This window comes from Psychrobacter sp. SCQQ22 (genome assembly GCF_015864605.1).
GTDB lineage: Bacteria > Pseudomonadota > Gammaproteobacteria > Pseudomonadales > Moraxellaceae > Psychrobacter > Psychrobacter fozii.
In genome coordinates, this window is record NZ_JADYWZ010000003.1 from 298,209 (window position 1) to 324,374 (window position 26,166).

The following is a 26,166-nucleotide window of genomic DNA, read 5'->3' on the forward strand; positions in this document are numbered from 1 at the left end:
CTGAAATGATCATTACTTAAGTAGCAAATCTTTATTTATTGGTACTGCTTTGTCCGTCATAATCTTATGACTGATAGTCATAAGATTATGACGGACAAAGCAATATCAGACCCTGTTTAATTTACCTATTGAGGTCTTTTATGTACAGCTCGCCATCAAAGGATGCGGCAAAACCCCTGACTCTAAATAAGACGGTTTTTTTAGGCTCAGCTATTATTTCTATTTTATTGATAATTTGGACGATTGCGTTTCCAACTTATAGTGAGACATTGTTAAGTTCGAGTATGTCATGGATATCAGAGAGCTTTGGCTGGTATTACATGCTGGTGGTTGCCGCTTACAGTATATTTTCCTTGTTTGTTGGTTTCTCCAAGTACGGTGATATCAAGCTTGGGCAAGACCACGAAAAAGCACAGTTTCCTTTCCTAGCATGGGCGGCGATGCTGTTCTCCGCTGGTATCGGTATTGATTTATTGTTCTTTGGTGCCTCTGAGCCTTTGATGCATTATTTGACACCGCATACTGGTTTAGAACCTGCCAGTGCCGAGGCCATGCGCGAAGCACTTGCGCAGACCTTTTTACATTGGGGGCTACATGGCTGGGGTATCTATGCCTTGATCGGTATGGCATTGGCATACTTTGCTTATCGTAAAAACATGCCATTGGCGCTACGTTCGCCGTTGACGCCTATCTTTGGTGAACGACTCATCAAAGGCTGGCTTGGTGATGGTATTGATACCTTTGGTGTTGTTTGTACCTTGATGGGTATCGCCACCAGTTTAGGTATTGGGGTATTGCAGGCCAATGCTGGACTGACCCATGTCTTCGGTATCGAGTCTAGCAAAACGGTTCAGACAATTATTATCGTCTGTGTTGTTGCGGCGGCAGCTGTCTCTGCGATGACAGGTGTTGAGAAAGGCGTACGCCGTCTCTCTGAATTCAACATGCTATCGTCGATATTGCTATTGATTGCGATATTAGTAATGGGTAATACGGTCTATTTGCTCAATACCTTTACTCAAAATATTGGACAGTATTTCCAAACCATTATTTTCAAAACCTTTGATGTTTATGCTTATGACGGTCAAGCTGGTGCTGATTGGAAGTCAGGTTGGACGATATTTTTCTGGGCATGGTGGGTCGCTTGGGCACCGTTTGTAGGATTATTTATCGCACGTATTAGTCGTGGTCGTACCTTGCGTGAGTTTGTCTTTGGCGTGATGTTTATCCCGCTCGGTTTCATCTTTGCTTGGTTCTCTATCTTTGGTAATTCAGCGATAGACTTGGTTGCCAATGGTGCCACTGAGCTTGGCGAAATCGCTGTTAATGATGCAGCGATGGGTATGTTTGCTCTGTTTGAGCACTTTCCTTACAGCGATATTTTATCATTCGCTGGTGTGATTATTGGCCTTATCTTTTTTGTGACCTCAGCGGATTCAGGCGCGTTAGTATTAGCGAACTTGAGCTCAAGAGGCATGACCAATGACACAGATGCCCCTGTTTGGTTGCGCTTGTTTTGGGCAGCGGCAACAGGTTTTATCACTTTAGGACTATTATTTGCCGGTGGTTTCGCCTCATTACAGTCAGTATCTGTCATTGCAGGCTTGCCATTCTCGCTCATTCTCGTGCTCTATATGGTATCGATGTGGAGGTCATTAAAAGAAGAAGGCAATAAACGTAAGGCCAGTACGATTGGTACAGCTAATGTGCTAGATAGCGGTAAGAGCTGGAAAGCACGCTTGCAACGTATTGTCAGTTTCCCTAAACATGCACAAGTGGAACAGTTCTTACAAAATGTGGTCAGACCTGCCATGACGGAAGTTGAAAAAGAGTTTGCGGCAGGCGGTCTAAAAACATCTTTGGATATCCGTAACCCTGCACATATCGGACAAGATATAGACGAAGGCATGGATGAGAGTAGCGGTCAAATAGATGGTCTAAAATTGCGAGTTGGACATGGCGATGAAGATGACTTTATTTATGAAGTTAACTTGATTAAAGCGGAACGTCCTAACTTTACATTGAGCACCTCAACTAAGAATGCAGAGTACTATTATCGTGCAGAAGTGTTCTTAAGCGAAGGCTCGCAAGAGTATGACTTGGTTGGCTATTCCAAAGAGCAAGTATTGGTTGATATCCTAAATCAATACGAGCGTCATTTACAGTATCTACACTTAGAGCGTTAATTGATTTATCAACACGTTCTGAATATTTAAGTAAATATATCGTAAAAAATAACCCCATAAGTTGAATTCAGCTTATGGGGTTTGTTTATGCCTCACAACCTAAATGATGACACGCTCTAATAAAGCGCACCAATATAAGGTAAAATTCATTTAGACCGCGTCGATACGTGGTAACGCATCAGTAAAGGATAGGTTCGTGACCAAATTAAAATACATCGCTCATTATTCTGAGCAAGTTCAAACCCAAGCCGCGCTACTCATTAGCGATGGTAACTTGGGCGCCTATCTAGAAAAAAAGTATCCCACTCAGCACCAAATAAAAAGTGATAAGGCTCTTTATCAGTATATCAATGATATTAAAAACCAGTATATGCGCAAAGTGGGACAGCTATCGAATGTCAGCTATAGCAGCAAGTTAAAAGTTCTCAAACATGCGCTAGGTATTCATACCACCCAGTCTCGTATACAAGGCAGCAAGCTCAAATCGCACAACAGCATCACGGTGGCCAGCTTGTTTCAAGAAGCGCCGCCTGAGTTTTTGCGCATGATCGTCGTGCATGAGTTGGCACATTTTAAAGAGCATGAGCATAACAAAGCGTTTTATCAATTATGCTGCCATATGGAGCCTGAATATCACCAGTTTGAGCTAGATACGCGGCTTTGGTTACACTGGCGAGAGTTGTAACCTGAATAGCAACCTTAATAAGATTCATAGCAATGCTAATAACAGCCATATAAATATTGTGTCCTTTTCTGCAGCAATCATCTGAGCCGCTAGTGTAGGGCGTGTCCTCAATTCAATTGATCATATCTAAACGGGCTAAAAATGGCTAAATTTTGCCAAACATCGTTAAATAGCTGGTTAATATCCCGATATGACCTGCGCTATTTTCCTTGTTTGACTGCAATTCATCTCATTTTTATCACCATTTTTAAAATGAGGACACGCCCTAGAATTACGTTATAATCCTAACCAAATAATCTATACCCCAAGTCAATAAAAGGTTGTAAGCAATGATTAATACCAAAATATATAAATCTATTTATAAATTGGCAGAAGAATTACTAGAGGCTGACCGTATCGGTAATCAAGAAAAATTTGATGCGTTTTATGCTGAGTTAAAAGCCGTCTGTACGGATAACGAAAACACAGACAAAGATCATCCAGAGCAGTGGGAAACGCTTGCTGACTTTACAGAAGATTTGGACGAAGCACTGGTCATTTATGACAAAGCACTGGCCAAAGCCACGGCGATCAATTCAAAGGATCATCTGTCGTCGATTGCTTTTTCTATGGCGGTGTTACAGCTTGAGACAGGTAACAAAGAAGCGGCTATTCAAAGTCTACAAAATGCCAAAATCACGGCAAATAAGATTGAAGATAAAGAGTTTAAAGTTGAGATAGATGAGATGCTGACTAAGTTGTTGGGTGAGTAGTTTCACTCGAACAATTTTGATCGAGTAGTCCTGATTAAATGTACTTGATGAGATAGGACGTATTTGATATGCAAAACGTACCAGTGGTGATAGTCGGTGGCGGATTAAGCGGATTGTATGCCGCCTTTTTGTTAGAACAAAAAGGTATCGACTATATATTGATAGAGGCTCGTGATAGATTGGGCGGACGTATCACTGTTGCCAAATCATCAGTAGCTCAGAATGCTAGCAGTCAAAGTGGCGATCATGAAAAATCAAACGATGGCTTTGATTTAGGGCCGTCGTGGTTTTGGCCAGAGTATCAGCCGCAGCTGAGCAGTCTTATCGAAGCATTAGGTTTACCACGTTTCGCTCAGTTCGAAGAAGGCGATATGATGGTAGAACGTGGTGCTAGTGAGTTGCCTATTCGTGCGCAAGGTTATCAGAGTTCGCCACCATCTATGCGCCTCGTGGGTGGACTGACGGCGCTAACTGATGCTTTATACGCTCGCTTGGATGCCAAGCGTATCGTAACAGGACAGACAGTAAGACGCTTAACCAAGACTGGTCAGCATATTAAAATAGACAGCGAATATGATTCTGAACATATCAACGCTGGTCAAATAATCACTTATCAAGCGCAGCATGTATTACTTGCGCTACCACCGCGGTTGGCTGTTAGTAATATCGTATTTGAACCTGCTTTACCGCAAGATTTAGCGATAGAGTGGCAAGAGACCGACACTTGGATGGCACCACATGCCAAGTATGTGGCAGTCTATGATTCGCCCTTTTGGCGAGATAACGGTCTCTCGGGTGCAGCACGAAGTGCGATAGGGCCGCTTACTGAGATTCACGATGCCTCACTAGTGGAAGGCGAAGGCGCTGTGTTTGGTTTCTTTGGTGTTCCCGTTAAGGTACGCCAAAACGTTTCAGAGATGGCGCTAAAAGCACATTGCCGAGCGCAGATGGTACGTCTATTTGGTGTACAAGCAGACAAACCAAAGGCTGAATATATCAAAGACTGGTCTCAAGATGTATTTACCGCGACAGCTGCCGATGCGAGTGGCTCAGGGCAGCATGCTGTAGCCCCGCCATCAAAACCAAAGACAGGCGAGTGGCAGGATTGTCTAACAGGTTGCGGTAGTGAGTGGTCAGAGGCGTTCCCTGGCTATGTCGCTGGGGCTATCGACGCGGCAAGCAAAGCGGTACAAAGCTTATAGGATCGTTGATGAGTGAGCCTACGGAACAGCAAATATCTCGCAATAGAAACACATGGCTGATTCCTTTCGCTTGCTTGTTGACTGGCGGTGCACTCACCGGTATCTCAACCAATTTGGCGAAATATGCAGGCGACATTGGCCTTACGCCATTAGGGTTTTTGTTTTGGTCGATCACTGGTGCGGCCTTCATTTTATCAATTGTTGCACTAGTAAGGCATGAGCCACCGCCGTTTAGCAAGCGTAGCTTTGAGTACTATTTTATCGCTGCACTGGTCAGCGTTGCAGGGTCCAATTTACTGCTGTTTTCTGCTATCCCTCATGTCGGGGCAGGTTTCGTTGCGCTGACTATCTCGCTACCACCACTTCTTACCTACCTCGGGGCACTGGCTCTACGCATAGAAAAATTCAACATCATTCGTGCTACTGGCGTGGCTACCGCACTGATTGGGGCTGGAGTATTGGCTGTGTATAAATTCTCTGCACCAGATGCCAGTATTTTTTGGATATTAATAGCGCTTTGTGGCCCTGTCTTACTCGCCATTGGCAATATATATCGCACGCTACGCTGGCCTGATAAGGCATCTCCTAGCGCACTTGCTCCAGGTATGCTGATTGCGGCGGCATTCCTGCTAGGCTTATTCAGTATGATGTCTGATTTTTCTATCGATATACCACGAGAAGGGCTGTTGCCACTAGGTTTAATCGCTGTCCAATCTTGTGTGTTTGCTGGTCAGTTTTTGTTGTTATTTCTGCTGCAAAAAACAGGCGGGCCAGTGCTATTAAGTTTGTTAGGCTCGGTAGGGGCCATTGTCGGTGTACCTGTCGCTATATTTCTGCAAGGAGAGCAGCCACCAGAAGGCTTATTCTTAGGGGCTACATTAATAGCCATTGGCGTAGCTCTAGTGACATGGGGTGGGGTGAAAATGGCACGACCGTAACAGGAAATAAAATTAAATAAATGCGTATTCAGCGACAGAGCTATTAAAGCCTCTATGTGCTTGCGAGCATTCTTTCACCTGCTTTGATTATCAGTACCTGCTATGGTTCAATAATTGGTTACGATTAACTTAAATCACTTTTTGTAGATACGATGAAAAAGGAGTATAAGTATCGTGGTTATTGTTGTCATGGACTCAGGCTATGAATGCAGCCACACGTTATCGCTTATTGAACAATTTTACGATTCTCATTAGTGTCATCGGAGTAGCTATTGCTCTATTCGATAGTGGTTTCACACTACCGACGTGGCTACAGCAAGTGTTCCATATTTTTTATCTGGTGATTATATTTTTAAGTTTTATAGTGACTGCTGGTCGCTATATCTACACAAAAAAACCGCTAACCTTCAATAAAGTTGCTGTCTTTGACACATTGACCAGCATCGCAATTATCATTCTATTAACCGCGCATTTCACAGACCTAGTGCGCTCGGGATTGTCCGCTGCGGTTGATGGATTTGTTGCAATCAAAATAGCCGTGTTCGTCACCTTTATCCGCGAACTCTCTGATCATAACTTCAATCTCAATCGTACCTTTCTGCACCCCGCACAGTTTTTTATTCTGAGCTTTCTCGTAGTGATATTGGTTGGCGCGCTACTACTAATGATGCCTAATGCGACGACGCAGCCACTGTCTTTTATTGATGCGTTGTTTACTGCGACCAGTGCGGTTTGCGTGACAGGGCTTATCGTCGTCGATACGGCTACCTATTTTACGACTTTCGGGCAAGTTATCATCATGGGGCTGATACAAATCGGTGGCTTAGGTATCCTGACCTTTGTGACGTATTTTAGTTACTTTTTTAAGGGTGGTGTCAGCTATGAGACGCAAGCAAGTATCAGCGAGATGTCTTACATGCGCGGTATGGGTAATGTGGTCTCGACACTCAAGTCTATCTTGTACGTCACCTTTGCCGTCGAGGCAGTGGCGGCAGCGTTGATTTATATTAGCATCTACGACATCCCCGATATGAATTGGTCTGAACAGTTATTCTTTTCTGTCTTTCATGCGATTTCTGCCTTTTGTAATGCTGGGTTTTCTACCTTTAGCGCTGGCTTGTATGATGATTCACTACGCTTTAACTATCCACTACAGCTGATCCTTGCGATGACATTTATCTTTGGTGGCATGGGCTTTACCATCGTGGTCAATGTTTTACGGTATTTGCGTCATCGTGCTCAGCGGCTGATATATCGTCATGACCAGCGCTACATTTATCAGCCTTGGCTACTCAATATTAATAGCCGCATTACTTTGATTACGACAGGCGCGTTATTGCTGGTCGGTCTGATCGGCGTGATGATATTTGAATACAATAACGTGCTCGCTGAGCATAGCAGCTTCTTTGGTAAGCTAGTGACTGGCTTCTTTACGGCGGCTACTCCGCGTACGGCAGGGTTCAATGTCATTGATATGGGTGAGCTTACGTTTCCAACGGTGATGCTGACGATATTTCTGATGTGGATTGGTGCTTCGCCAAACTCGACAGGTGGTGGTATCAAGACCAGTACTTTTGCTATTGCGCTATTAAATACGTTGAGTCTGGCGCGTGGGCAGACCAAAATAGAGATATTTAAACGGGAAATTGCGGAGATTTCTGTACGCCGCGCATTTTCTATTATGTGGTTGTCGCTACTGGTCATCGGTACGGGCGTGACACTCATTAGCTATGATCAGCCAGAGCTTGACTTGATTAAAGTGGTGTTTGAGTGTTTCTCAGCTTACAGCACAGTGGGGCTCAGTTTGAACTTGACGGCAGACTTATCAGATTTCAGTAAAATCGTGGTTTCGGTCATTATGTTCGTTGGGCGTGTCAGTATGCTGACGATATTTATTGCGCTGCTCAAAAATATGCGCCAACGCAATTATCGCTATCCCACTGAAGAGATTACAATCAATTAAACCGTCACGAACTGGCTGTTTTATGCTCAAAAAATACTAAAGAAAGGTCATAAATATTATGAGATATATCATCGTAGGGCTAGGAAATTTTGGTGCATCGCTAGGCGCGGCGTTGACCAGTCAAGGCCATGAAGTGATTGCCATTGATAGTAGTATGCAAAGGGTAGAAGCCTATAAAGAAGTCATCTCTCATACCCTCTGTATGGATGCCACTGACGAGTATGCTGTTAGTGGATTACCCATCGTTGATACTGATATTGTCATCGTAGCGATTGGGGAAGACCAAGGTGCGAACGTCATGGCAACGGCACTGTTTAAAACCTTAAAAGCCAAACGTTTAATCAGCCGTAGTATCAACCCGTTGCACGAAAAAGTCCTACAAGCTATCGGTGTGGATGATTTGATTCACCCTGAAAAAGAAGCGGCCAATCGCTGGGCCAAACGACTATCGCTACGCTACTTTGTTGATTCGTTTGAGTTGAGCGATAACTTCAGTATGGTAGAGATTAAGATTCCAAACGTTCTAATCGGTAACACCGTTGACGAGTTACAGTTGGAGCAAAGGTTCAATATCCGATTGCTTAGTACCATGCGCTATGAGTATTATGAAGACAGCTTTGGTCGTACGCAGAGTAAGCCTAGTATTCAAGGTTTGGCGACGCCTGAGCAAGTATTGCAAGAGCGAGATGTATTGGTTATTTATGGTGCCAATAAACACATCAACCAGTTCTTACGTAGTGTGGGTGTAAAAATAAAGGTGTAAAAATCAAATAACGGTTTGCCAATCGCAGTGATGCTGAGGCCACAGGGAAATTATTATGAATAAGCGCAGAGTATCCGTTCTATTGATTGCTGTGATGGCACTACTGTCAGGCTGTGATGAGTCCGCACAAGACCCGAACGTCCTTCTGTCCGAGCATCAAAAAGATCCAATTGAAGCATTAGAGATTACCTCAGACGTGGATCACAGTCAGTTCGGTTATAAACAAACCTTTTATGTGCCGATTTATTCTGATATTTATACCGATAGAGACGCTCGCAAAGTGTTACTGTCGGCGACGCTGAGCGTGCGTAATACGACGTTCAAAAAATCGCTGTATATCAATAAAATTGATTATTACGATACAGATGGTGCACTGGTAAAGTCATATCTAGACAAACCCATTGAGCTACCAGCGATGGCCACGCTCAATTATATCGTCGAAAAAGAAGAAGATAGAGGTGGCTCAGGTGCCAACTTTATTATCGAAGTCGAAGGCATAGATGAAACGGTGAGACCAGTTATCGAAGCCGTCATGATTGGTAACTTTAGCAATAAAGGATTTGCCTTTAGTACGGAAGGCACGCCAGTGGTACATTAGTGGATAAAGTGGGCAGGTCATCATCTATAAAACTAAAAGCGCGCAGTAGCAAAAACTGATGGGCTCTTTTGGTAGTCAGCGATAACGATATAAAGCTATTCAGTCAAATCAAGGTATTAAGTGCAGTAACAAGGACCATTCAATTCAAGGAAGAATTATGTCTGCAACCAAAGAAGAAATCAGTGCCTTTATGGCATTGGAGTTTCCACAAACCAAATGTGTCGTCGAGGCAGTCAGTGAAAAAGGCGCGATCTTATCGCACGAAATTGGTGTAGATGAGCTGCGCCCTGGTGGCACAGTCTCTGGCCCCGTCATGATGGCCGTTGCTGATGTCGCCATCTATGTGGCGATACTCGGAAGAATCGGCATCGTCCCACTGACAGTAACGACAAGCCTGACCATCAACTTTTTGCGTAAACCATCAGCAGATGCTCGTATTATCGCCGAATGTACCTTGATGAAAGTAGGGCGTATGCTGATAGTAGGTGAGGTGTCTCTTTATTCAGAAGGCTCTGATGATGCCGTGGCTCACGTAGTCGGCACCTATTCTGTACCGCCCAAACGTATTTAGCTCTTTTCATAGCAACCTATCACTTAAGAAACCTATCACTTAAGAAACCTATCACTTAAGAAACCTATCACTTAAGAAACCTATCACTCAAAAAATAGGTGCTCTTCCAATATTTGGATACTAGGGCGTGTCCCCATTTTTAACCCACTTAGATCACTATTGATTGAAGTGAGGACACACCCTAACCACTTATGACTTCTAAGAGGTTTTTAGTCATGTAGTATATCGGTGTTGTGTTTTTCAAGATCTCTAAACTGCTTACTCTCTCTAATCAACGTTGAAAATTTCGACTTATTACTAAAAGCAGTGAGATGTTCGTTCTCTCTCTTCAAATTGCCTTCTTTGGATAACGCTTTTTTAATCAATGCTGTTTCAGTAGTAGACGTGGTTTCAGATAACTCTGTCTGAAAAAACTCTGAGCCCAGTGGCAATATAGCAACCGCAGAAGTCACCGGCATGATGGTCGATCCAAATACGGCTAAGCCCAGTAGTAACTGTTGATTGGTACGAGTCAGTTTGTATTTCATGATAAAACTCCTTTTACACAGAAAATAGGCTACTACGTTGCTAGCAGAATATAGCGTAACCAGTATTAGAGCGTGATATTGGATGTCTGTTAAAGATACCTGATATCACAGTCGAGATTTTTTGCTTAATTAAGATTTATGATTTTTGTCGTATTTACTGTCTGTCGATTTATGGTCAGATGTTACGTTTTTAGACTTGCTAGGTTGTTGTTGTGCTGTAGATTTTTTTGGCGTGACAGCTTTTGTGTTTACAGACTGCTTTTTATTATTGGTCTGGTCAGCCTTTTTGACGACTTTAGCCGCTGGTTGTTGTTTGACAGTCTTTTGATTTGTAGATTTATTTTTCTGTGCAGACGTGTCGTCTTTATGGTTTTGTACTTGGACGCTATGCTTTGATGAGTCGTGTAGCGCCGCATTGGCTGATCCCATCATTGCAACGCAAGTAGAAGTCGCTAGCATTAGGCTTATTATTATTTTTTTCATTATTTTTATTTCCTATTGAGGTAAAACATAGTGGCAACGCGTTACACGTTCGATAGAAGAGATGATAAACGATTGCAATGTTACGTATATTTATGAAACTTAAAGAAAGGTAACGATTGTCATTAAGTATTGTTCGAACATACCATGTGGCATTTATATGGACATGCACTAAAACCATTCTTTTTATATATAAAAGCACCTCACTGGAGCAGTAAGTTGTATCAAAACAGTGCTTTTTCTACTCAAATTAAGCGATAAGACGGATTTTTCTGTGGCATAAAACTTGCGCTACCCTAGATGTAAGACAATGTTGTTATGTTTCATTTATCAAGGGTATATTCTATGTTTAAAAATACAGTTCTTTCATTATTCGTTCTCAGTGCACTAGGCGTATCAGCCGCTCAGGCAGAAGACTTTACTGTGCTTAAGCAGATGTCAGATAAACCCACGCAGCTAACAAATGGCGAATACAAAGGGAATTATTACGTACCTTCGACTCTAGATACGATAACGTGGGGATATTTGCCGAATAGAGATGCCAAACCTATCATTTCTGTAGCCTCTGGTAGCGTGGTAACGTTTGATACAGTCTCACATGAAGGCTTACTCGAAGATCAGGGACGTGATGCCGCCAAGTACTTTAAGTCCAAAGGGGTCAAAGATGACTTTATCTTGGATGAAGCAAAGAAAATCACGCAATCCAAATTAGATCATGACTTTGATAAAGATGGTCCGCATATTGTGACAGGACCGATTGAAATTAAAGGCGCGCAACCGGGCGATATTTTAAAAGTAGACGTCATCAAAGTTGAGCCGCGAGTGCCTTATGGCGTTATCTCTAATCGCCATGGTAAAGGCGCATTAGCAGGAGAGTTCCCAAAGACCCCAAAACAAGCCAATGCTTCCGCTGCTCATCCTGAGCGTTATGGCAATGTGTCCGTGTTTACCCCGATAGAAAAAAATGCCAAAGGCGACTATGAGGGTGTGCTAAAGACCGACTCTGGCAAATCTATCCGTTTTCCGCTTGAGCCTTTTATGGGTTTGATGGGCGTCGCAGCCAATACCTCAGATAAAGTACACTCTGTGCCACCTGCTATGTATGGCGGCAACATCGATATCAATGAATTGGGTGCAGGTTCAACCGTTTACTATCCTGTGCAAGTTGCTGGCGCGTTGTTTTACACAGGTGACAGTCACTTTGCACAAGGCGATGGTGAGGTTGCGTTAACGGCGCTTGAAGCCTCTGCGCGTGCTACGTTCAAATTTACCTTGTTAAAAGCTGGCAAGGATAAAATCCCTGGTAAAGAAATTGTTCAACCTTTAGCCGAAAATGCGGAGTTTTGGATCACACCAGGGCTAGATGAAGATTTGGATGAAGCGATGAAAAAGTCGACTCGTGAAGCCATCCGCTTTTTAAATCAAGAGTACGATATTGATGAAGCGACCGCTTATGCTTACCTCAGTGCTGCTACAGATTTTGAAGTATCACAGGTCGTGGATAAAACCAAAGGCATCCACGCTAAAATTCGTAAAGCAGATTTTAAAGAGTTCGATAAGTAATTTGATAAATGACAGCAAGGTTATCATCAGCTAGTTAGAACTCTTCTAGTTAGAGCCCTTGAAGGCAGCATGATAGCTCTCAAGGGTTTCTAATTGAGTGATTAACAAGCAGTACAAAGTCCAAGTTACTGGTTATTTGTTGACTATAAATCAAGCTAATACATTCACAGACGGGCATTTCGTCCAAAGTTGTGACAGTTAGGTTTCTCAATACGTGTAGATAGGCTAATATACTGTCTTTAGAAAAACAACAAAGCCACATCTATATCTGGTTATACAAAATAAGCCACTTTGAGTGGCTTATTTGTTTTTCTAAAAACTACTATCAGTTCGCGTATTTTAGCGTGGCTACTGTGATGTGAAGACAGCAATCGCCTGCATCAGTTTTACATGGTTTTTATCAATAAATAATCTCAAAGGAGAGAATCAATGTCAGTTTCAATGTCGGTTAATGACGCATTGCTGGACGAAGTCAAACAATGGCGTAAACAGATTCATAGCCAACCTGAGCTAGGATTTAAAGAATTCAAAACCTCGTCATTTATCGTTGATAAGTTACAGTCTTTTGGGATTGAGGTTCATCAAGGATTGGGTGGTACTGGCGTTGTCGGCACATTAAAAAACGGCACAGGACCTACCATTGGTATAAGAGCCGATATCGACGCTTTGCCCATCGAAGAGCAAAATGACGTTGAGCATAAGTCTACGCATGCAAACTGTATGCATGCCTGTGGCCATGATGGTCACACTTCAGTCTTGCTAGGTACGGCTAAGTATCTGAGTGAAAATAAGAATTTTAGCGGTACTATTCACTTAATTTTCCAACCTGCTGAAGAAGTCTTGGGCGGTGCCAAAGCCATGATTGATGATGGCTTATTTGATAAGTTCCCAATGGATGCAGTCTACGGGCTGCATAACTGGCCGGGTCTGCCTGTGGGTCAAATCGCCGTAAATGATGGACCGATGATGGCGTCTTTTGATACGTTTGAAATTACTCTAACCGGTAAAGGCACGCATGCTGCCATGCCGCATTTAGGCGCTGATCCTATTGCAGCGGGTGCCGCGCTTATTACAAACATCCAGTCGATTATCTCGCGCCGCATATCACCATTGCAGTCAGGCGTCATCAGTGTCACGCAGATGAATAGTGGTGACACGACCAATGTCATTCCTGATGTTGCGATTTTGAAAGGTACGGTACGTAGTTTTGATATGGATGTACGCCAGTCGCTACAGAGTTTGCTCACAGAAATGGTGACGACGTTGCCACCGTTATATGGCGTCACAGGCGAGATGGATTATCATATCCGTTATCCAGTGACCACCAATGACAGTCAGGCTTATCTCGAAATAAAAAATGCAGCGACCAAAGCATTGGGTGCTGACAAGGTAAACACGGACGTAGAACCATCAATGGCTTCTGAAGATTTCTCATTCATGAGTCAAGTCGTAAAAGGCGCTTATTTTTGGTTAGGTGTTGATGGCAGTACGCCGTCTAAACCTTTGCACAATGCAGCCTATGACTTTAATGACGATGCTATTGAAACCGGTATAAAGGTTTGGGTGTCTCTAGTTGAGTCTGAATTACCGAAAACATCTGCATAAGAAAAACTTTATAAAAACTCTTGATGGACATTTGCTTCATAAAAAGCGTCTTCGTAAAAAGTTGCTTCGTAAAAAATTTCTTCATAAAAAATCGCTTCGAAAGTTGAACGATTAAAATATACAGTAATCATATACAAAGAGAATTGATATGAATAATAATAGCGTGTTGTCACCGACAATGACAAAGCACCTACTGGATTGGAAGCTGCATTTATTGGTCATTGCTGTGTCATTACTGGCAGAATGGATCGGTATTATCAAGATTCCTATCGGCATTGGTATTTTGGTATTACTGCCTCTACTTTATGCTTTTATCTTTGCAATTCTACTCAACCCAAACGTCATTCCTTCTATGAAGGCGGTCATAACCAAAAAACGCGCCAAGTTTGCCAGTTATGCCATTCTTTTAAGCATCATGCCTTTCATTGCAAAGTTCGGTGTGGGCGTTGGTCCTAATATCGAAGAAATCATCGCGGCAGGTCCTGCATTGCTATTACAAGAGCTGGGTAATGTAGCGACTGTACTGATTGCACTACCGGTTGCGGTATTGGTCTTTGGTATGGGAAGAGAGGCTATCGGTGCAACACACTCGGTTGCTCGTGAGCCTAACGTGGCATTGATTGCTGATAAATATGGTCTCCAAAGCGCCGAAGGTATCGGTGTGATGGGCGTCTATGTGATGGGTACTTTGTTTGGTGCCATTTACTTTTCATTGATGGCGGGCATCATTGCCTCTATGGATATCATGGATGTTCGAGCGCTCGCTATGGCTTGTGGTATTGGTAGTGGCAGTATGATGGGTGCGTGTTCTGCTGCGTTGGCAGAGACAGTGCCAGATCAAGCTGAGACCATTACAGCATTTGCAGCAACTTCTAACTTATTAACCTATGCTACCGGACTATTCGTTAGCTTATTTGTCGCGCTACCTTTTACAGAGTTTTTATATAAGGTCGTTAGCAAATTTAAAAAGAACACTGCAGACGCTACTACCGACACAGATTTCGGTGCGGTTATGGAAGAGCCTGCCGTATTGTCGATGGGACAGACATTCATCTTGCTAGCTGTGATATGTGTGGTGCTGCTACTCAGTAACTGGGTAGGGCAAGGCGTTGATCCAATCGATGGATTACCTGCCATGCTGATTCTGTTTGCTTGCTGTGTGGTCGGCATATTACTCAAACGAGTCATCCCTTTCAACGTGCCTGCTATCGCATGGATATCGATTGTGGCTATCCTTATATCCTTGCCACAGTTTCCGTTTAACGCCTATGTGTTGGAAGAAACTGCGAAAATGGGTGTATTACAATTACTGACACCTGTGCTTGCGTACGCTGGTTTTGCTATCTCGCAAATGGAAGTGGATTTATTCAAAAAATCTGGATTTAAGATTGCAGTGGTTGCGATACTGACCTTTACAGGCACGTTCATCGGTTCGGCTATGATTGCACAAGTGATGCTGTAGTAAGTACTCACTTTTAGATCTGATATTGAACCGACTGTAGATTAATCGTTCAAACTAAAAAAACCCGAGGATTTAATGAACTTAAATCTTCGGGTTTTTGTTAAATAGATAATGGAGGTGTTTTTGCAGTGATTTTGGTAGGAATGTAGGAGCCTTTTTCTAGAAAAAATTATTAAATCGTCTAGTCTTTAGTATTATCAGGACTCATCGTTGCCACCAAGTCTGTAAACTTCTCTCCCTGAACTGACACGTGCTCTTTAATCAAACGCTCAGCCAAATCTTCATCAGAATTGATAACGGCATCCACGATGCTTTGATGTTCCTCAAAAGAGTGCTGCATTCGATTGTTTACTCGCAACTGTAGTCGTCTATAAGGGTGCAGTCGGTTATGTAAGTTGCTGGCTTGCTCTATCAGAAAACTGTTATGACTGAGTTGATATAGAAAAAAATGGAACTTTCTATTTGCTTCATAATAGCTTTCTGTATTCCCTTCCATCAAATACGCTTTACATTCATTATGCAGCGCCAATAGCTCAACTTTCTCTTCCTCATTGATTCTTCGAGCAGCCAACCGTCCACACATACCTTCAAGATACGCCATCACCTCAAACATCTCAAACAGCGTCACGATATTTAGTGTAGGGATAATTGCGCCTCTACGAGGGCGGATTTCTACCAAACCTTCAGATGCTAAAAGCTTTAGAGCCTCACGGATAGGTGTTCTTGATACCTCATATTTTTCACAAAGTTTTGCCTCATCAAGTTTAGTACCAGGTGGAAGACGACCGTAAATAATTTCATCTTCTATCTTTTTACTAACTTGTACAGATAAAGGTAAGTCGTCAATTAAACTCATAAATACTCCATTTGTATACAATAAGTGATTTAATAAATACAATATGGTTGCACTTTCAAACCAACTGTATTAGATTATATCAAACAAGTGGGTGGTAGGTGGTAGATCCTTACAAAGGTTTTGAGCTTTATCAAGGCTGATATTCTTTGTGAAGGGGAGGGGGTAGATAGGGAAAGTCAAAGAACCTCAAAAAGTATTACCAAACGACAGTTACCCGTACTTGGTTCTCTATCTGGTTGTTATCAATTGAGGTTTTTATTTTATGCAGCCCGTGTATCAAGTTAAATACTACTAAAGCGGCTGTCATTCATATCCAAGGAAGGTTTTTATGATCATATATGGTACTGCTTTGCTAGCAGTTTGTTATCTACTCGGGGTGTTCCTCGGTGGGCTATTGGGACAAATACTAGGTGTCCAAGCCAACGTCGGCGGTGTAGCAATCGCAATGATTCTATTAATTATCGGTAAAGAGCTGCTTGCCAAAAAAGGTATGCTGCCGAAATCTACGCAGTTTGGAGTTTTGTATTGGGCAGGAATGTATATTCCTATTGTAGTTGCAATGGCGGCCAAGCAAAACGTAGTCGCTGCACTATCTGGTGGAATGGTAGCAGCCGTTGTTTCTGTTATTGCGCTGACTGCGACCGTGTTCGTTGTACGTTGGCTTAATAACATAGCCAACGATTACGACACATTCACATGGGACGATGATAAAGAGGTAGTTGTCGAATAACTCTTATCTATAAATGAGAACTATTAATAATATACGAAAATCTACGCAACTAATTAAAGCGCGAAATGGAGTAATTAAATGGACTTAATTATACAGACGCTCACTAAAAACGCCTTCGTCACTGCTATTGCAGTAACAGGTCTGGTGATGCTTTTCTCTCAAATATTATCTAAATATCTAACTAGAGGCAAACTACAGTCATCTGCTATTGCTATCACCCTCGGTTTGATTGCCGCTTACTTTGCAGGTCTATATACAACTGGTAGCAAAGGCATTTCTGATATTGAAATTTTCTCTGGATTCACCCTCTTAGGCGGAGCGATGCTTCGAGATCTTGCTATCTCATCCACTGCATTTGAGGTAGATGTCAAAGAACTAAAACGTGCTGGAAAAATTGGCGTGATTGCCTTGTTATTAGGCTGCGTTATCCCGTTCGTGGTAGGCGCTGGTGTTGCATGGACATTAGGTTATAGAGACGCTATTTCTATGACGACTATTGGGGCGGGTGCGATGACCTATATTGTGGGTCCAATTACAGGTACTGCTGTTGGTGCAAGCTCTGATGTGATTGCCTTGTCTATTGCGATTGGTTTAATCAAAGCCGTATTTTTTATGATTTCAACGCCATTGCTTGCTAAGTTCATGCAACTTAAAAGCCCTCGTTCAGCCATGATTTTTGGCGGCTTAGTGGGTACGACGAGTGGTGTGGCAGCTGGGCTGGCAGGTACAGATGTAAGATTAGTTCCCTATGGCGCATTAGTGGCTACGTTCTACACAGGGCTAGGGTGTTTATTAGGGCCATCTATATTTTTCCTAACTTTAAATGCCATATTTTAATAAGTAGATAAAGGAAGTCTTATGAAAACGAATATTAAAGAAAAAACATGGGATATACAAAAAAAGCGACGGGCTACAAAGCTGAATGAAGCGAAGCATAAAGGCTTGGAAAAACTGGTACCGAGTAATAGAACGATTGAATTACTGGAAACGGTACTGGTGCCTGAAGATAAGGTCTGTATAGAAGGTAACAACCAAAAACAAGCTGACTTCTTATCGGAGTGTTTGTCTCAGTGTAATAATGAAGTGCTGAATGATTTGCACATCTTACAGTCCGTTTTAGCACTTCCGAGTCATATCGATATCTTTGAAAAAGGTATTGCGAGTAAGGTCGACTTTTCCTTTTCTGGGCCACAAGCATTAAGACTGGCAAAGCTGGTTCAGCAACAAAAAATTCAAATTGGCTCTATCCATACCTATCTAGAGTTATATGGTAGATATTTCATCGATTTAATACCAAACGTGTGCTTGATCACGGCACATTCTGCAGATGCTGAAGGTAACCTATATACGGGCCCAAATACCGAAGATACGCCAGCAATTGTAGAAGCCACAGCATTCAAAAGTGGTATTGTCATTGCACAGGTAAATGAGCTAGTAGATAACGTACCACGCGTTGATATTCCTGCGGACTGGGTGGACTTTTTCATTGTGGCACCTAAGCCCAACTATATAGAGCCTTTGTTTACACGTGACCCTGCTCAAATTACGGAAGTACAGATACTGATGGCAATGATGGTCATAAAAGGTATCTATGCACCTTATCAAATTAAACGCCTGAATCATGGTATCGGCTTTAATACGGCTGCCATTGAGTTGCTGTTACCTACTTACGGGGCAGAATTGAACCTTAAAGGTAAAATTTGTACTAATTGGGCGCTCAATCCTCATCCTACTATGATTCCAGCGATAGAAAGCGGGTTTGTCGACAGCATTCATAGCTTTGGCTCAGAAGTAGGGATGGACGAATACATTCAAAGTCGCCCTGATGTGTTTTTTACGGGCAAAGACGGCAGTATGAGATCCAACCGTGCTTTTAGTCAAACAGCAGGTTTGTATGCTTGTGATTTATTTATAGGGGCAACTTTACAGATTGATTTACAAGGTAATAGCTCGACAGCGACGGTAGATCGCATTGCAGGTTTTGGCGGGGCTCCTAATATGGGGTCAGATCCACATGGACGTAGACATTCTAGCTATGCATATCTCAAAGCAGGTAAAGAAGCGACAGACGGACGCGTGGTAAAAGGTCGGAAGCTAGTGGTGCAAATGGTAGAAACTTACCGTGAGCATATGGATTCTGTCTTTGTTGAAGAGCTTGATGCATGGCAACTACAAGAAAAGATGGGAAGTGATTTTCCACCTATAATGATCTATGGCGATGATGTCACGCATATCGTGACCGAAGAAGGGATTGCAAACTTACTATTGTGCCGCACTCCAGAAGAGAGAGAGCAAGCGATTCGCGGCGTAGCGGGGTACACACCTATCGGTATGCAACGAGATCATGAAAAAGTCAAAGAGTTAAGGCAGCGTGGGATTATCCAGAGACCAGAAGATATTGGCGTAGATGCTTCAAAAGCGACGAGAGATCTATTGGCAGCCAAATCTGTCAAAGATTTAGTGAAGTGGTCCAATGGTACTTACTCTCCACCAAGTCGTTTCAGAAACTGGTAAAAATAATACTAAGGATATAACTATGAATGTACTTAATTTCGACTTCATTTCACAACCCATCGAAAACATCAAAAAAGAAGTTATTTGCGGTGTGGTTGGGTCAGGCAACTTAGAAGTATTAGTAACACCGCTAGCGAACAATGAAAGTAGCAAATTCATTATTGATACCTCAGTCGCAGGCTTTGATCATATTTGGGAGACTGTGTTACAGGATTTCTCTAGTCGTTATGCAGTAGGCGGATTGGAGTTTAAGGTCAATGATATGGGCGCGACTCCCGCAGTAGTGAGTCTACGCTTAAGCCAAGCGATTAATATCTTAGAGGAAGAATCACATGGATAATTCAAATATTCAACAAAGCTTTTATGAAAAGACGGCACGTAATCGAATCGCCAGTATTGTTGATAAGAACAGTTTTCAAGAAGTTCTTAAGCCCAGTAGCATCCCTGTGAGTCCTAATCTTGCCTCGTTAGATATCGTAGGCAGTTTCGATGATGGTGTCATTATTGGGCAGGCAAAAATTCAAGATGAGCCAATATACATGATTGCTCAAGAAGGCAAATTCATGGGTGGTGCTGTAGGGGAAATACATGGGGCAAAAATTGTCGGCATGTTACTCAAAGCTATTCAAGAAAAGCCTAAAGCCATCATATTTTTGGTTGATTCAGGTGGTGTTCGCCTTCACGAGGCAAATGCTGGTTTGATTACGATTTCTGAGATTATGCGTGCGATGTTAAAGGTTCGCAATGCGGGCATTCCTATTATTACCGTCATCGGTGGTACGAATGGTGCCTTCGGTGGTATGGGTATATGTGCGTGTCTAAGTACACATGTCATTATGACAGAGGAGGGGCGTCTGGCTCTTTCAGGCCCTGAAGTGATTGAAACCATTAAAGGTGTAGAAGAGTTTGATTCTAAAGACAGAGCTTTAGTATGGCGAGTGACAGGTGGTAAGACACGTTATTTGCTCAATCATGTCGAATTTTTGGTAGAAGATGATGTAACTGATATTACTCAAGGGATTGTTGAGGCTCTGCAGCAACCTGCTATTGATTTGGACTTAGCGTATTTACAGCAACAGCAAGCCTCATTGCAAAGCCAATATGATAAATGGTTTGGTGAAAAAGACAGCATACCAATTTGGCAGTCGATGAATATAGACAACCCTGAATCTATTTCCATGCTGAGCGCTCAACAGATTAGAGCTATTAAAAAAGGATAATATCATGCAAACGAAAACAATTTTAGAAGCGTTGTTTCCTAACGAGCTTGAGTATCACATTGAGCATTCAATGATACGAGGTAGTGCAGAAACCAAAATGGGCAAGGTTGAAATCATTGGTACCGTTGATTCCGCTGCTATGAACCAACTGATTGCAATGACGCTCGCCAATGAGATATTAGATGTCATAGCACAAGGCAAAAAAACGCCTATCGTATTTATCGTAGATACGATGGGGCAAGACTCATCGAGAGCTGACGAGCTGTTATGTCTCAATAGAACGTTTGCTCATCTGGCATCTTGTGTTGATCTGCTCAAACGCAGCGGTCATCCAAATTTAGCCATTGTTTTGGGTGAGGCGGTCAGTGGTGGATTCTTGTCTTATGGTCTCATGGCAAATCAAGTATTTGCCATGCAATCAAGCCAAGTGAAAGTGATGGATTTAAATGCGATGTCGAGGGTGACTAAGATACCGTTAGATAAGCTGAAGTCATTATCACAGACATCTGCCATTTTTGCCCCAGGTGTAGAGAACTACTATGCAATGGGCGCCGTTAATGATATCTGGAAAGCGCTTGATGAACATTTGGTCGAAAACGCTCTTGAATCCCAACTGACACATATTGATGATTTTCTTACAGATAATCGCCGGCAAGTGGCAGAAGAAAGAAAAGGGCGTTTGTTATGCAATGATATTGTTCAGTCAGTTTTGACCGCTTAATATTAAACAGGTCTTTATAGAGGTGAGATGTATGCAACGTCATGATTTAGTTTACTTACAGCGCCATGAGCCATATGGCTTTATGAATGCATCTCTACCTTTATCGGTGACCATGGCTGTTGGTAAGATGATTGAGTCTCAACAACCACTGACGGCTTGTAGACAAGATATAAGCGATGTGATCAAGGTTGCGACCAGTTATATAGAGGACGGTCGTAAATATCGATTGGCACTAACGCTATCTACAACTCCTAAAGTTATCAAGCCATCTTTAGCGCTTGAGGCTTTGATACCTCAGTTACCGAAAGCGATTCAAAGGTCTACTCAAAAATTTATTGAACGCTGTGCTGATTTAAATTGTGATGTGCGTGTCTATGGCTCCTTTGCCAATCAATATTTTACGGGTTTACCTTTTGTGAAACCAACATCAGATTTGGATATTTTAATCGTTGCACACAGCAATAATATTGCACAAATATTATTAGCAGTGGAAGCCTTTAACCTGCTTGCGCAATCTGCCGTGGGTTTAAAGATAGATGGGGAGATAAGGTTACATGGATGTAACGACGTATCTTTTAATGAGCTAATCTACGCCATTATGTTTGATGTCCCAACCGTTTTAGTAAAAACCCTTTGTGATATCAAACTTCAAAAAATAGACGTATTACTAGGATGGAATACTGATGAATTTGAACACTTTATTAGATCGAACAAACAAGCCTTTATTGCCCACACAGGCAGTCTGGCAGCAGATTGATGAATTAGCATGTGAAGCTTTATATGATGAATTAAGTCTGGAGAATAAACCAGGATTGGTCTGTCCTTCGGGTAACGGTAGCCATACAGATATGAACCACCTTACCTTTATTAATAGTATCAACTCTTTGAAAGGGTATTTTTCCACGTTGAGTCAGTTTGGCCATGATGACAGACCGTTTGATGATTTAAAAAATATGGGAATTTATCAAGAAGCAAAAATGAGAGAGGCGACCAAAAATATTAATACTCATAAGGGTGCAATATTTAATTTAGGTTTTGTCTGTGCAGCGATTGGTAGATGTATACAAGCAGAAATACCATTAACCGCTAAGAATATCTGTGAGCAACTTGTGGATCGGTGGCAGTTTGATTTAACGACTCGTCTACAGCGTGAGCCAGATAGCCACGGTCAAAAAATGTTTAAGAAGTACGGCATAACTGGTGCTATTGAGATGGTTTCTAATGGCTTTGAGATTATTTTAACTGACGTTTTGCCATGCTTCTATGACACTATCTATAGCACTCGAGATTTTGAAAAAGCCAGCATGCAGTCATTAATGACACTGATATCCGTATTGTCAGATACTAATATCGTGTGGCGAGGCGGGATAAAAGACTTAGAAAATGCGCAAGTGTTAGCGAAGCAGTTTTTGCAAGCAGGGGGCGTACATCAATCAGATTGGCGCCAAAAAGTAAGTAATATCAATCAGTATTTTATTCATAATAACCTCAGCCCAGGTGGCAGTGCTGATCTATTGGCTGTCACGATATTTTTTTATAAGGTGGAAAATGAATTTAATTATCCTATTTAGTGGGCAAGGTCTACAAAGCCAAAAGCACGTAGATGAAATACTGGCCTATGCCTCGGAGCATGAGCAATCCGTTCTAAGCGCTATAGCACCAGAGTTATTCGATGAAAATTCTGATAGTGATAAGTTGTTTGATAACAAAGTTGCACAACCGTTTATTTATGCTTTGCAATATTATCGATGGCATCAGCTACGTCAATTGATTGCAGCACCAACGGCTTTTGCTGGGTATTCTTTGGGAGAGGCAAGTGCCTTTTGTTGTAGTAGCCAACTCACATTTGAGGGTGGGTTAGATTTAGTTAGTCAAAGAGCCAACCTCATGCAGCAAGAAGTGACAGAGTCTAGCGGGTTATTAGCAATTAAAGGTGTGCCTGATAGTAAGCTGGATCAATTGCTTGAAGAAAGTAAAACCTATCTATCTATCAAGATTAATAGAGACCAATTCATTATAGGGGGTCACAAAAAAAATCTTGAACAGGCTACACAAATTGCCCAGACATTGGGTGCGCAAAATGTGCAACTGCTAAATGTGTCAGTGCCGTCGCACACGGTAATGATGCAGGGTGCGTCGGCGAAGTTCCGTAAATATACAGAGTCATTGGCTTTATCTGCTATGACAACACCGATTGTTAGTGCGACTGAAGGTATAAGGTACAGTGAGACAAATCAAGGTTTAGATATCTTGTCACGTCAAATCGATCATGCATTAGATTGGTACTGCTGTATGGAAAGTATTAAAGAATATCAGCCAAGCATGGTGATAGAGATAGGCCCGGGAAATGCTTTGTCCAGAATGGTAAATAACTTGCTACCGCATGTGCCTTGTAGGAGTTGGGACGACTTTCGTAATGTAGATGGTCTAAAAGACTGGATAGAAAGAAATCGTTAATGTGCTAGCCGTAAATTTTAGAATACAGAGCCAGATATCTGGTTTTTAGAATATTGTTAATAAAGCTATCAGGTCAAAGTAAATCTTAATGATTTACTTTGACCATAATCAAGAGGTAGGATCTAGATGTTATATGTGTGGTTTATTATTGCAGGGGCATTCGCAGGCGTTAGTGCTGGCTTGTTTGGTGTGGGCGGCGGCATGATTATTGTCCCAGTACTCGTATGGATTTTTACGGCGTATAATTTTCCTCCTGAAGTTATTACTCATCTAGCGATTGGTACTTCTCTTGCGACGATTGTTGTGACCTCTATCAGCTCACTAACGGCTCATAATAAACGTGGTGGTATACGCTGGGAGGTCTGGCGTCATATGGCCTTGGGTCTAGTTATTGGAAGTTTGGTTGGCGCAGGCATTGCTGATATGATTGAAGGTCAGATGCTACAAATTATTATTGGTATTGGTGCATTACTAATGGCGCTAAAAATGTTGTTCTTCTCTAATCAAGAGTCAGTAGAGAAGCCATTACCACCTGCTAGTGTACAGTTTGGGGCGGGTACGGGTATTGGTATGGCATCGTCTATTTTCGGTATTGGCGGTGGTAGTTTGACCGTTCCATTTTTAAATTGGGCAGGCCTGCCAATGAAGCAGTCAGTTGGGACTTCCGCTGCCTGTGGTTTACCGATTGCTTTAGCTGGTGCGGTAGGCTTTGCATGGTTTGGTCAAGACGTGGCGAACCTTCCTGAAGGTACGATAGGCTTTGTGCATATTAGTGGCTTCTTATGTATTTCGGTGGCGAGCTTTGCGATGGCAAAAGTTGGTGCCAAGCTTGCCCATGTATTACCGGCCTTAATGCTTAAGCGTGCCTTTGGCTTATTATTGTTAGTGGCTGGTGGACAGTTACTGTTAAGTGGTATTGGCGTATTGTAGGTGGTTTATAAGCCAGCTATTAATCCAATAAGAATCATAGCAATGGATTAAGCGTCTATGTAGGCTATCCATTAAAAGCCAATTTAATAAGTAAAAGTATAGTAGACAGCTCAATTAGGAAAACTGACAAGAATTTTTCTATTATTAAAAAAATGTGAATGGCGTTTCAATCACATAGACCAAAAAAGCCATTCACATCAATCAAGCAGAGATGAAATTATTACTAAGATACCTATTTGAGGCATTGCCAAAGCTCTTACCCTTGTTCAATACCCTAAAAACCTAGACCCACCCTCAATCCAATTATCTTACGGATACCGATAGCGTGCAGAACACGCATGCGCATCCAAATCCTCATGTTGAGCTAATATATCAGCAGTTTTGGCTAACGGCTTGCTACCGCTTTATACTGATTGAAGCTTATTCTTTAGCTTCATATTTGCCAATAACAAACCCGACAAGATCAATATCATCGCCAGCATCTTCCACCACGTCACTACTTCCCCTGTGAGTAACACGGACGTTGTCATACCAAATACGGGTACTAATAGAGCAAACGGCATCACCTTAGAGGCTGTGTTTTGGCTAAGTAGATGTGCCCACAGTCCAAAACCAATCAATGTTGAGACATACACGATAAACCCAAGCGATAACCATGACTTGAGCGATGCGTCTGTGAACGTCGCCAACTGCCATGCGTCAGTCTCAAATATGAGAGAAGACAGCGTCAAGATTACACAAGCAATTAGACCGCCCCACACCACTAGTGCTAGCGCAGATAATGCAGACGCTTTGTTTTTACCAGTGGTAGGCGAGATGTTAGACACGCTTGATTCATGCTGCGCGGACTTTAAGGTTGCTTGAGCCGATGCTTGCTTTGATGCGATATTGCCAAAACTCCAGCCTATGGCTGCAATCAATATACAGACAAATCCAGCCAATGGCATATCACCGCCAAGGTTTAGCGCAATCACGCCCAATCCTAGTAGGCCAACTATCATACCGATGATTTGCATGCGATTTACTGCCTCACCCAGCATGACATATGCTAGTAGCACGGTGATAAAAATCTGAATTTGTAGCAATAGCGCGGTCAAGCCTGCCGACGCACCCAAATGCATAGCAGTAAATACAAAGGCATATTGCATGACAAACGTACCGATGGCATAGATAAATAATGTACGGTTGAACTTGGGTGGCTTAAGAAAAAAAACCAGTGGTATAGCGGTAAAGAAAAAACGTAGGGCCGTGAGCATCAGTGGAGGAAAGCTGTCGAGCCCCCACGCAATAAAGGTAAAGTTCACACCCCAAATAAAGGTAACCAGTACAGCTAATGCAGTATATAAAGGGGTCATATAATTGGCCTAAAAAATGATGACTGGTTATTAGAATTATATTCGAGAACATATCATCAGCCATTCTATCACTAGGAACATTGGCAAA

The 26,166-nt window shown here is 42.3% G+C and carries 26 protein-coding genes; 22 read left to right on the forward strand and 4 right to left on the reverse strand.

The features are described from left to right. Positions 1 to 140: 140 nt before the first annotated feature. From betT to I6E84_RS06080, 9 genes are all read left to right on the forward strand, one after another. Entirely contained in the window at positions 141 to 2,186 is a 2,046-nt protein-coding gene (gene betT, locus I6E84_RS06040) for a choline BCCT transporter BetT (protein WP_110924292.1), read from the forward strand. A 196-nt stretch (positions 2,187 to 2,382) separates the two neighbouring features. Further along, a complete protein-coding gene (locus I6E84_RS06045) occupies positions 2,383 to 2,871 on the forward strand; it encodes a M48 family metallopeptidase (protein WP_197176029.1) in 489 nt (162 codons plus the stop codon). Between the two features lie 329 nt (positions 2,872 to 3,200). Then, on the forward strand, positions 3,201 to 3,623 hold the full coding sequence (locus I6E84_RS06050; RefSeq protein WP_110924290.1) for a tetratricopeptide repeat protein: 423 nt from the start codon (positions 3,201 to 3,203) through the stop codon (positions 3,621 to 3,623). A 68-nt stretch (positions 3,624 to 3,691) separates the two neighbouring features. Next, complete coding sequence (locus tag I6E84_RS06055; protein WP_197216806.1) at positions 3,692 to 4,825, forward strand: flavin monoamine oxidase family protein; 1,134 nt, start codon at positions 3,692 to 3,694, stop codon at positions 4,823 to 4,825. Positions 4,826 to 4,833: 8 nt separating this feature from the next. Beyond that, positions 4,834 to 5,763, forward strand: coding sequence for a DMT family transporter (locus I6E84_RS06060; protein WP_197216807.1), 930 nt, complete (start codon positions 4,834 to 4,836; stop codon positions 5,761 to 5,763). Between the two features lie 202 nt (positions 5,764 to 5,965). Further along, positions 5,966 to 7,726, forward strand: a complete 1,761-nt coding sequence (locus I6E84_RS06065) for a potassium transporter TrkG (protein WP_197216808.1) — start codon at positions 5,966 to 5,968, stop codon at positions 7,724 to 7,726. 58 nt (positions 7,727 to 7,784) lie between these two features. Further along, complete coding sequence (locus I6E84_RS06070; protein WP_197216809.1) at positions 7,785 to 8,489, forward strand: potassium channel family protein; 705 nt, start codon at positions 7,785 to 7,787, stop codon at positions 8,487 to 8,489. A gap of 55 nt (positions 8,490 to 8,544) precedes the next feature. Further along, a complete protein-coding gene (locus I6E84_RS06075) occupies positions 8,545 to 9,087 on the forward strand; it encodes a DUF3124 domain-containing protein (protein ID WP_197216811.1) in 543 nt (180 codons plus the stop codon). 157 nt (positions 9,088 to 9,244) lie between these two features. Further along, positions 9,245 to 9,658, forward strand: a complete 414-nt coding sequence (locus I6E84_RS06080; protein ID WP_197216813.1) for a PaaI family thioesterase — start codon at positions 9,245 to 9,247, stop codon at positions 9,656 to 9,658. Between the two features lie 209 nt (positions 9,659 to 9,867). Here I6E84_RS06080 and I6E84_RS06085 read toward each other — a convergent pair whose 3' ends face one another. Together I6E84_RS06085 and I6E84_RS06090 are read right to left on the reverse strand one after the other, a co-directional pair. Beyond that, on the reverse strand, positions 9,868 to 10,185 hold the full coding sequence (locus I6E84_RS06085) for a hypothetical protein (RefSeq protein WP_197216815.1): 318 nt from the start codon (positions 10,183 to 10,185) through the stop codon (positions 9,868 to 9,870). A gap of 129 nt (positions 10,186 to 10,314) precedes the next feature. Continuing rightward, positions 10,315 to 10,668 (reverse strand): hypothetical protein, encoded by a 354-nt coding sequence (locus tag I6E84_RS06090; protein ID WP_197216816.1) that lies wholly within the window; start codon positions 10,666 to 10,668, stop codon positions 10,315 to 10,317. A 342-nt stretch (positions 10,669 to 11,010) separates the two neighbouring features. Between I6E84_RS06090 and I6E84_RS06095 the strand changes: the two genes are divergently transcribed. The 3 genes from I6E84_RS06095 to I6E84_RS06105 all read left to right on the forward strand — a co-directional run bounded on the left by I6E84_RS06095 (position 11,011) and on the right by I6E84_RS06105 (position 15,295). Then, positions 11,011 to 12,228: an acetamidase/formamidase family protein gene (locus I6E84_RS06095; RefSeq protein WP_197216817.1), complete on the forward strand. Its 1,218-nt coding sequence runs from the start codon at positions 11,011 to 11,013 to the stop codon at positions 12,226 to 12,228. Between the two features lie 429 nt (positions 12,229 to 12,657). Further along, positions 12,658 to 13,833, forward strand: a complete 1,176-nt coding sequence (locus tag I6E84_RS06100; protein WP_265090852.1) for a M20 aminoacylase family protein — start codon at positions 12,658 to 12,660, stop codon at positions 13,831 to 13,833. A gap of 148 nt (positions 13,834 to 13,981) precedes the next feature. Next, positions 13,982 to 15,295, forward strand: a complete 1,314-nt coding sequence (locus tag I6E84_RS06105) for a DUF3100 domain-containing protein (protein WP_197216818.1) — start codon at positions 13,982 to 13,984, stop codon at positions 15,293 to 15,295. 181 nt (positions 15,296 to 15,476) lie between these two features. Here the strand turns inward: I6E84_RS06105 and I6E84_RS06110 are convergent, their stop codons facing one another. Further along, positions 15,477 to 16,151 (reverse strand): GntR family transcriptional regulator, encoded by a 675-nt coding sequence (locus I6E84_RS06110; protein ID WP_110924279.1) that lies wholly within the window; start codon positions 16,149 to 16,151, stop codon positions 15,477 to 15,479. A gap of 328 nt (positions 16,152 to 16,479) precedes the next feature. On the opposite strand from I6E84_RS06110, the gene madL reads away from it, so the two are divergent. The 10 genes from madL (at position 16,480) to I6E84_RS06160 (ending at position 24,723) form a co-directional block, all read left to right on the forward strand. Further along, positions 16,480 to 16,881 carry a malonate transporter subunit MadL gene (gene madL, locus I6E84_RS06115; protein ID WP_197216819.1) on the forward strand — a complete coding sequence of 134 codons (402 nt, stop codon included), beginning with the start codon at positions 16,480 to 16,482 and terminating at the stop codon, positions 16,879 to 16,881. 78 nt (positions 16,882 to 16,959) lie between these two features. After that, entirely contained in the window at positions 16,960 to 17,718 is a 759-nt protein-coding gene (gene madM, locus I6E84_RS06120; RefSeq protein WP_197099928.1) for a malonate transporter subunit MadM, read from the forward strand. A gap of 21 nt (positions 17,719 to 17,739) precedes the next feature. Then, positions 17,740 to 19,395 carry a malonate decarboxylase subunit alpha gene (gene mdcA / locus I6E84_RS06125; protein WP_197216820.1) on the forward strand — a complete coding sequence of 552 codons (1,656 nt, stop codon included), beginning with the start codon at positions 17,740 to 17,742 and terminating at the stop codon, positions 19,393 to 19,395. A 22-nt stretch (positions 19,396 to 19,417) separates the two neighbouring features. After that, complete coding sequence (gene mdcC, locus I6E84_RS06130) at positions 19,418 to 19,735, forward strand: malonate decarboxylase acyl carrier protein (RefSeq protein WP_110924275.1); 318 nt, start codon at positions 19,418 to 19,420, stop codon at positions 19,733 to 19,735. After that, positions 19,728 to 20,615 carry a biotin-independent malonate decarboxylase subunit beta gene (locus I6E84_RS06135; RefSeq protein WP_197216821.1) on the forward strand — a complete coding sequence of 296 codons (888 nt, stop codon included), beginning with the start codon at positions 19,728 to 19,730 and terminating at the stop codon, positions 20,613 to 20,615. Before mdcC ends, I6E84_RS06135 begins: the two co-directional genes overlap by 8 nt. 4 nt (positions 20,616 to 20,619) lie before the next feature. After that, positions 20,620 to 21,336 (forward strand): biotin-independent malonate decarboxylase subunit gamma, encoded by a 717-nt coding sequence (gene mdcE / locus I6E84_RS06140; protein ID WP_197216823.1) that lies wholly within the window; start codon positions 20,620 to 20,622, stop codon positions 21,334 to 21,336. Positions 21,337 to 21,367: 31 nt separating this feature from the next. Then, entirely contained in the window at positions 21,368 to 22,093 is a 726-nt protein-coding gene (mdcG, locus tag I6E84_RS06145) for a malonate decarboxylase holo-[acyl-carrier-protein] synthase (RefSeq protein WP_197216825.1), read from the forward strand. Next, complete coding sequence (gene mdcB, locus I6E84_RS06150; RefSeq protein ID WP_197216827.1) at positions 22,020 to 22,907, forward strand: triphosphoribosyl-dephospho-CoA synthase MdcB; 888 nt, start codon at positions 22,020 to 22,022, stop codon at positions 22,905 to 22,907. The genes mdcG and mdcB overlap by 74 nt, the downstream gene beginning before the upstream one ends. Beyond that, positions 22,885 to 23,793 carry a malonate decarboxylase subunit epsilon gene (gene mdcH / locus I6E84_RS06155; RefSeq protein ID WP_197216829.1) on the forward strand — a complete coding sequence of 303 codons (909 nt, stop codon included), beginning with the start codon at positions 22,885 to 22,887 and terminating at the stop codon, positions 23,791 to 23,793. The genes mdcB and mdcH overlap by 23 nt, the downstream gene beginning before the upstream one ends. Before the next feature lie 126 nt (positions 23,794 to 23,919). Beyond that, entirely contained in the window at positions 23,920 to 24,723 is an 804-nt protein-coding gene (locus tag I6E84_RS06160) for a sulfite exporter TauE/SafE family protein (protein WP_197099933.1), read from the forward strand. 404 nt (positions 24,724 to 25,127) lie between these two features. Here I6E84_RS06160 and I6E84_RS06165 read toward each other — a convergent pair whose 3' ends face one another. Continuing rightward, the gene (locus I6E84_RS06165; RefSeq protein WP_197216831.1) at positions 25,128 to 26,078 is read right to left on the reverse strand and encodes an EamA family transporter; all 951 of its coding nucleotides are present in this window, start codon (positions 26,076 to 26,078) and stop codon (positions 25,128 to 25,130) included. Between the last annotated feature and the right edge of the window lie 88 nt (positions 26,079 to 26,166).

Excerpts from the sequence above, each read along its gene's own strand:
- mdcA (WP_197216820.1), top strand. The coding sequence starts at position 17,740 with ATGAAAACGAATATTAAAGAAAAAACATGGGATATACAAAAAAAGCGA.
- madM (WP_197099928.1), top strand. The coding sequence starts at position 16,960 with ATGGACTTAATTATACAGACGCTCACTAAAAACGCCTTCGTCACTGCT.
- I6E84_RS06090 (WP_197216816.1), bottom strand. The coding sequence starts at position 10,668 with ATGAAAAAAATAATAATAAGCCTAATGCTAGCGACTTCTACTTGCGTT.
- mdcH (WP_197216829.1), top strand. The coding sequence starts at position 22,885 with ATGAATTTAATTATCCTATTTAGTGGGCAAGGTCTACAAAGCCAAAAG.
- I6E84_RS06070 (WP_197216809.1), top strand. The coding sequence starts at position 7,785 with ATGAGATATATCATCGTAGGGCTAGGAAATTTTGGTGCATCGCTAGGC.
- mdcC (WP_110924275.1), top strand. The coding sequence starts at position 19,418 with ATGAATGTACTTAATTTCGACTTCATTTCACAACCCATCGAAAACATC.
- I6E84_RS06135 (WP_197216821.1), top strand. The coding sequence starts at position 19,728 with ATGGATAATTCAAATATTCAACAAAGCTTTTATGAAAAGACGGCACGT.
- I6E84_RS06160 (WP_197099933.1), top strand. The coding sequence starts at position 23,920 with ATGTTATATGTGTGGTTTATTATTGCAGGGGCATTCGCAGGCGTTAGT.
- I6E84_RS06105 (WP_197216818.1), top strand. The coding sequence starts at position 13,982 with ATGAATAATAATAGCGTGTTGTCACCGACAATGACAAAGCACCTACTG.
- I6E84_RS06100 (WP_265090852.1), top strand. The coding sequence starts at position 12,658 with ATGTCAGTTTCAATGTCGGTTAATGACGCATTGCTGGACGAAGTCAAA.
- mdcE (WP_197216823.1), top strand. The coding sequence starts at position 20,620 with ATGCAAACGAAAACAATTTTAGAAGCGTTGTTTCCTAACGAGCTTGAG.
- I6E84_RS06060 (WP_197216807.1), top strand. The coding sequence starts at position 4,834 with ATGAGTGAGCCTACGGAACAGCAAATATCTCGCAATAGAAACACATGG.
- mdcB (WP_197216827.1), top strand. The coding sequence starts at position 22,020 with ATGAATTTGAACACTTTATTAGATCGAACAAACAAGCCTTTATTGCCC.
- I6E84_RS06050 (WP_110924290.1), top strand. The coding sequence starts at position 3,201 with ATGATTAATACCAAAATATATAAATCTATTTATAAATTGGCAGAAGAA.
- I6E84_RS06055 (WP_197216806.1), top strand. The coding sequence starts at position 3,692 with ATGCAAAACGTACCAGTGGTGATAGTCGGTGGCGGATTAAGCGGATTG.
- I6E84_RS06085 (WP_197216815.1), bottom strand. The coding sequence starts at position 10,185 with ATGAAATACAAACTGACTCGTACCAATCAACAGTTACTACTGGGCTTA.
- madL (WP_197216819.1), top strand. The coding sequence starts at position 16,480 with ATGATCATATATGGTACTGCTTTGCTAGCAGTTTGTTATCTACTCGGG.
- I6E84_RS06080 (WP_197216813.1), top strand. The coding sequence starts at position 9,245 with ATGTCTGCAACCAAAGAAGAAATCAGTGCCTTTATGGCATTGGAGTTT.
- I6E84_RS06075 (WP_197216811.1), top strand. The coding sequence starts at position 8,545 with ATGAATAAGCGCAGAGTATCCGTTCTATTGATTGCTGTGATGGCACTA.
- I6E84_RS06095 (WP_197216817.1), top strand. The coding sequence starts at position 11,011 with ATGTTTAAAAATACAGTTCTTTCATTATTCGTTCTCAGTGCACTAGGC.
- mdcG (WP_197216825.1), top strand. The coding sequence starts at position 21,368 with ATGCAACGTCATGATTTAGTTTACTTACAGCGCCATGAGCCATATGGC.
- I6E84_RS06110 (WP_110924279.1), bottom strand. The coding sequence starts at position 16,151 with ATGAGTTTAATTGACGACTTACCTTTATCTGTACAAGTTAGTAAAAAG.
- I6E84_RS06065 (WP_197216808.1), top strand. The coding sequence starts at position 5,966 with ATGAATGCAGCCACACGTTATCGCTTATTGAACAATTTTACGATTCTC.
- betT (WP_110924292.1), top strand. The coding sequence starts at position 141 with ATGTACAGCTCGCCATCAAAGGATGCGGCAAAACCCCTGACTCTAAAT.
- I6E84_RS06165 (WP_197216831.1), bottom strand. The coding sequence starts at position 26,078 with ATGACCCCTTTATATACTGCATTAGCTGTACTGGTTACCTTTATTTGG.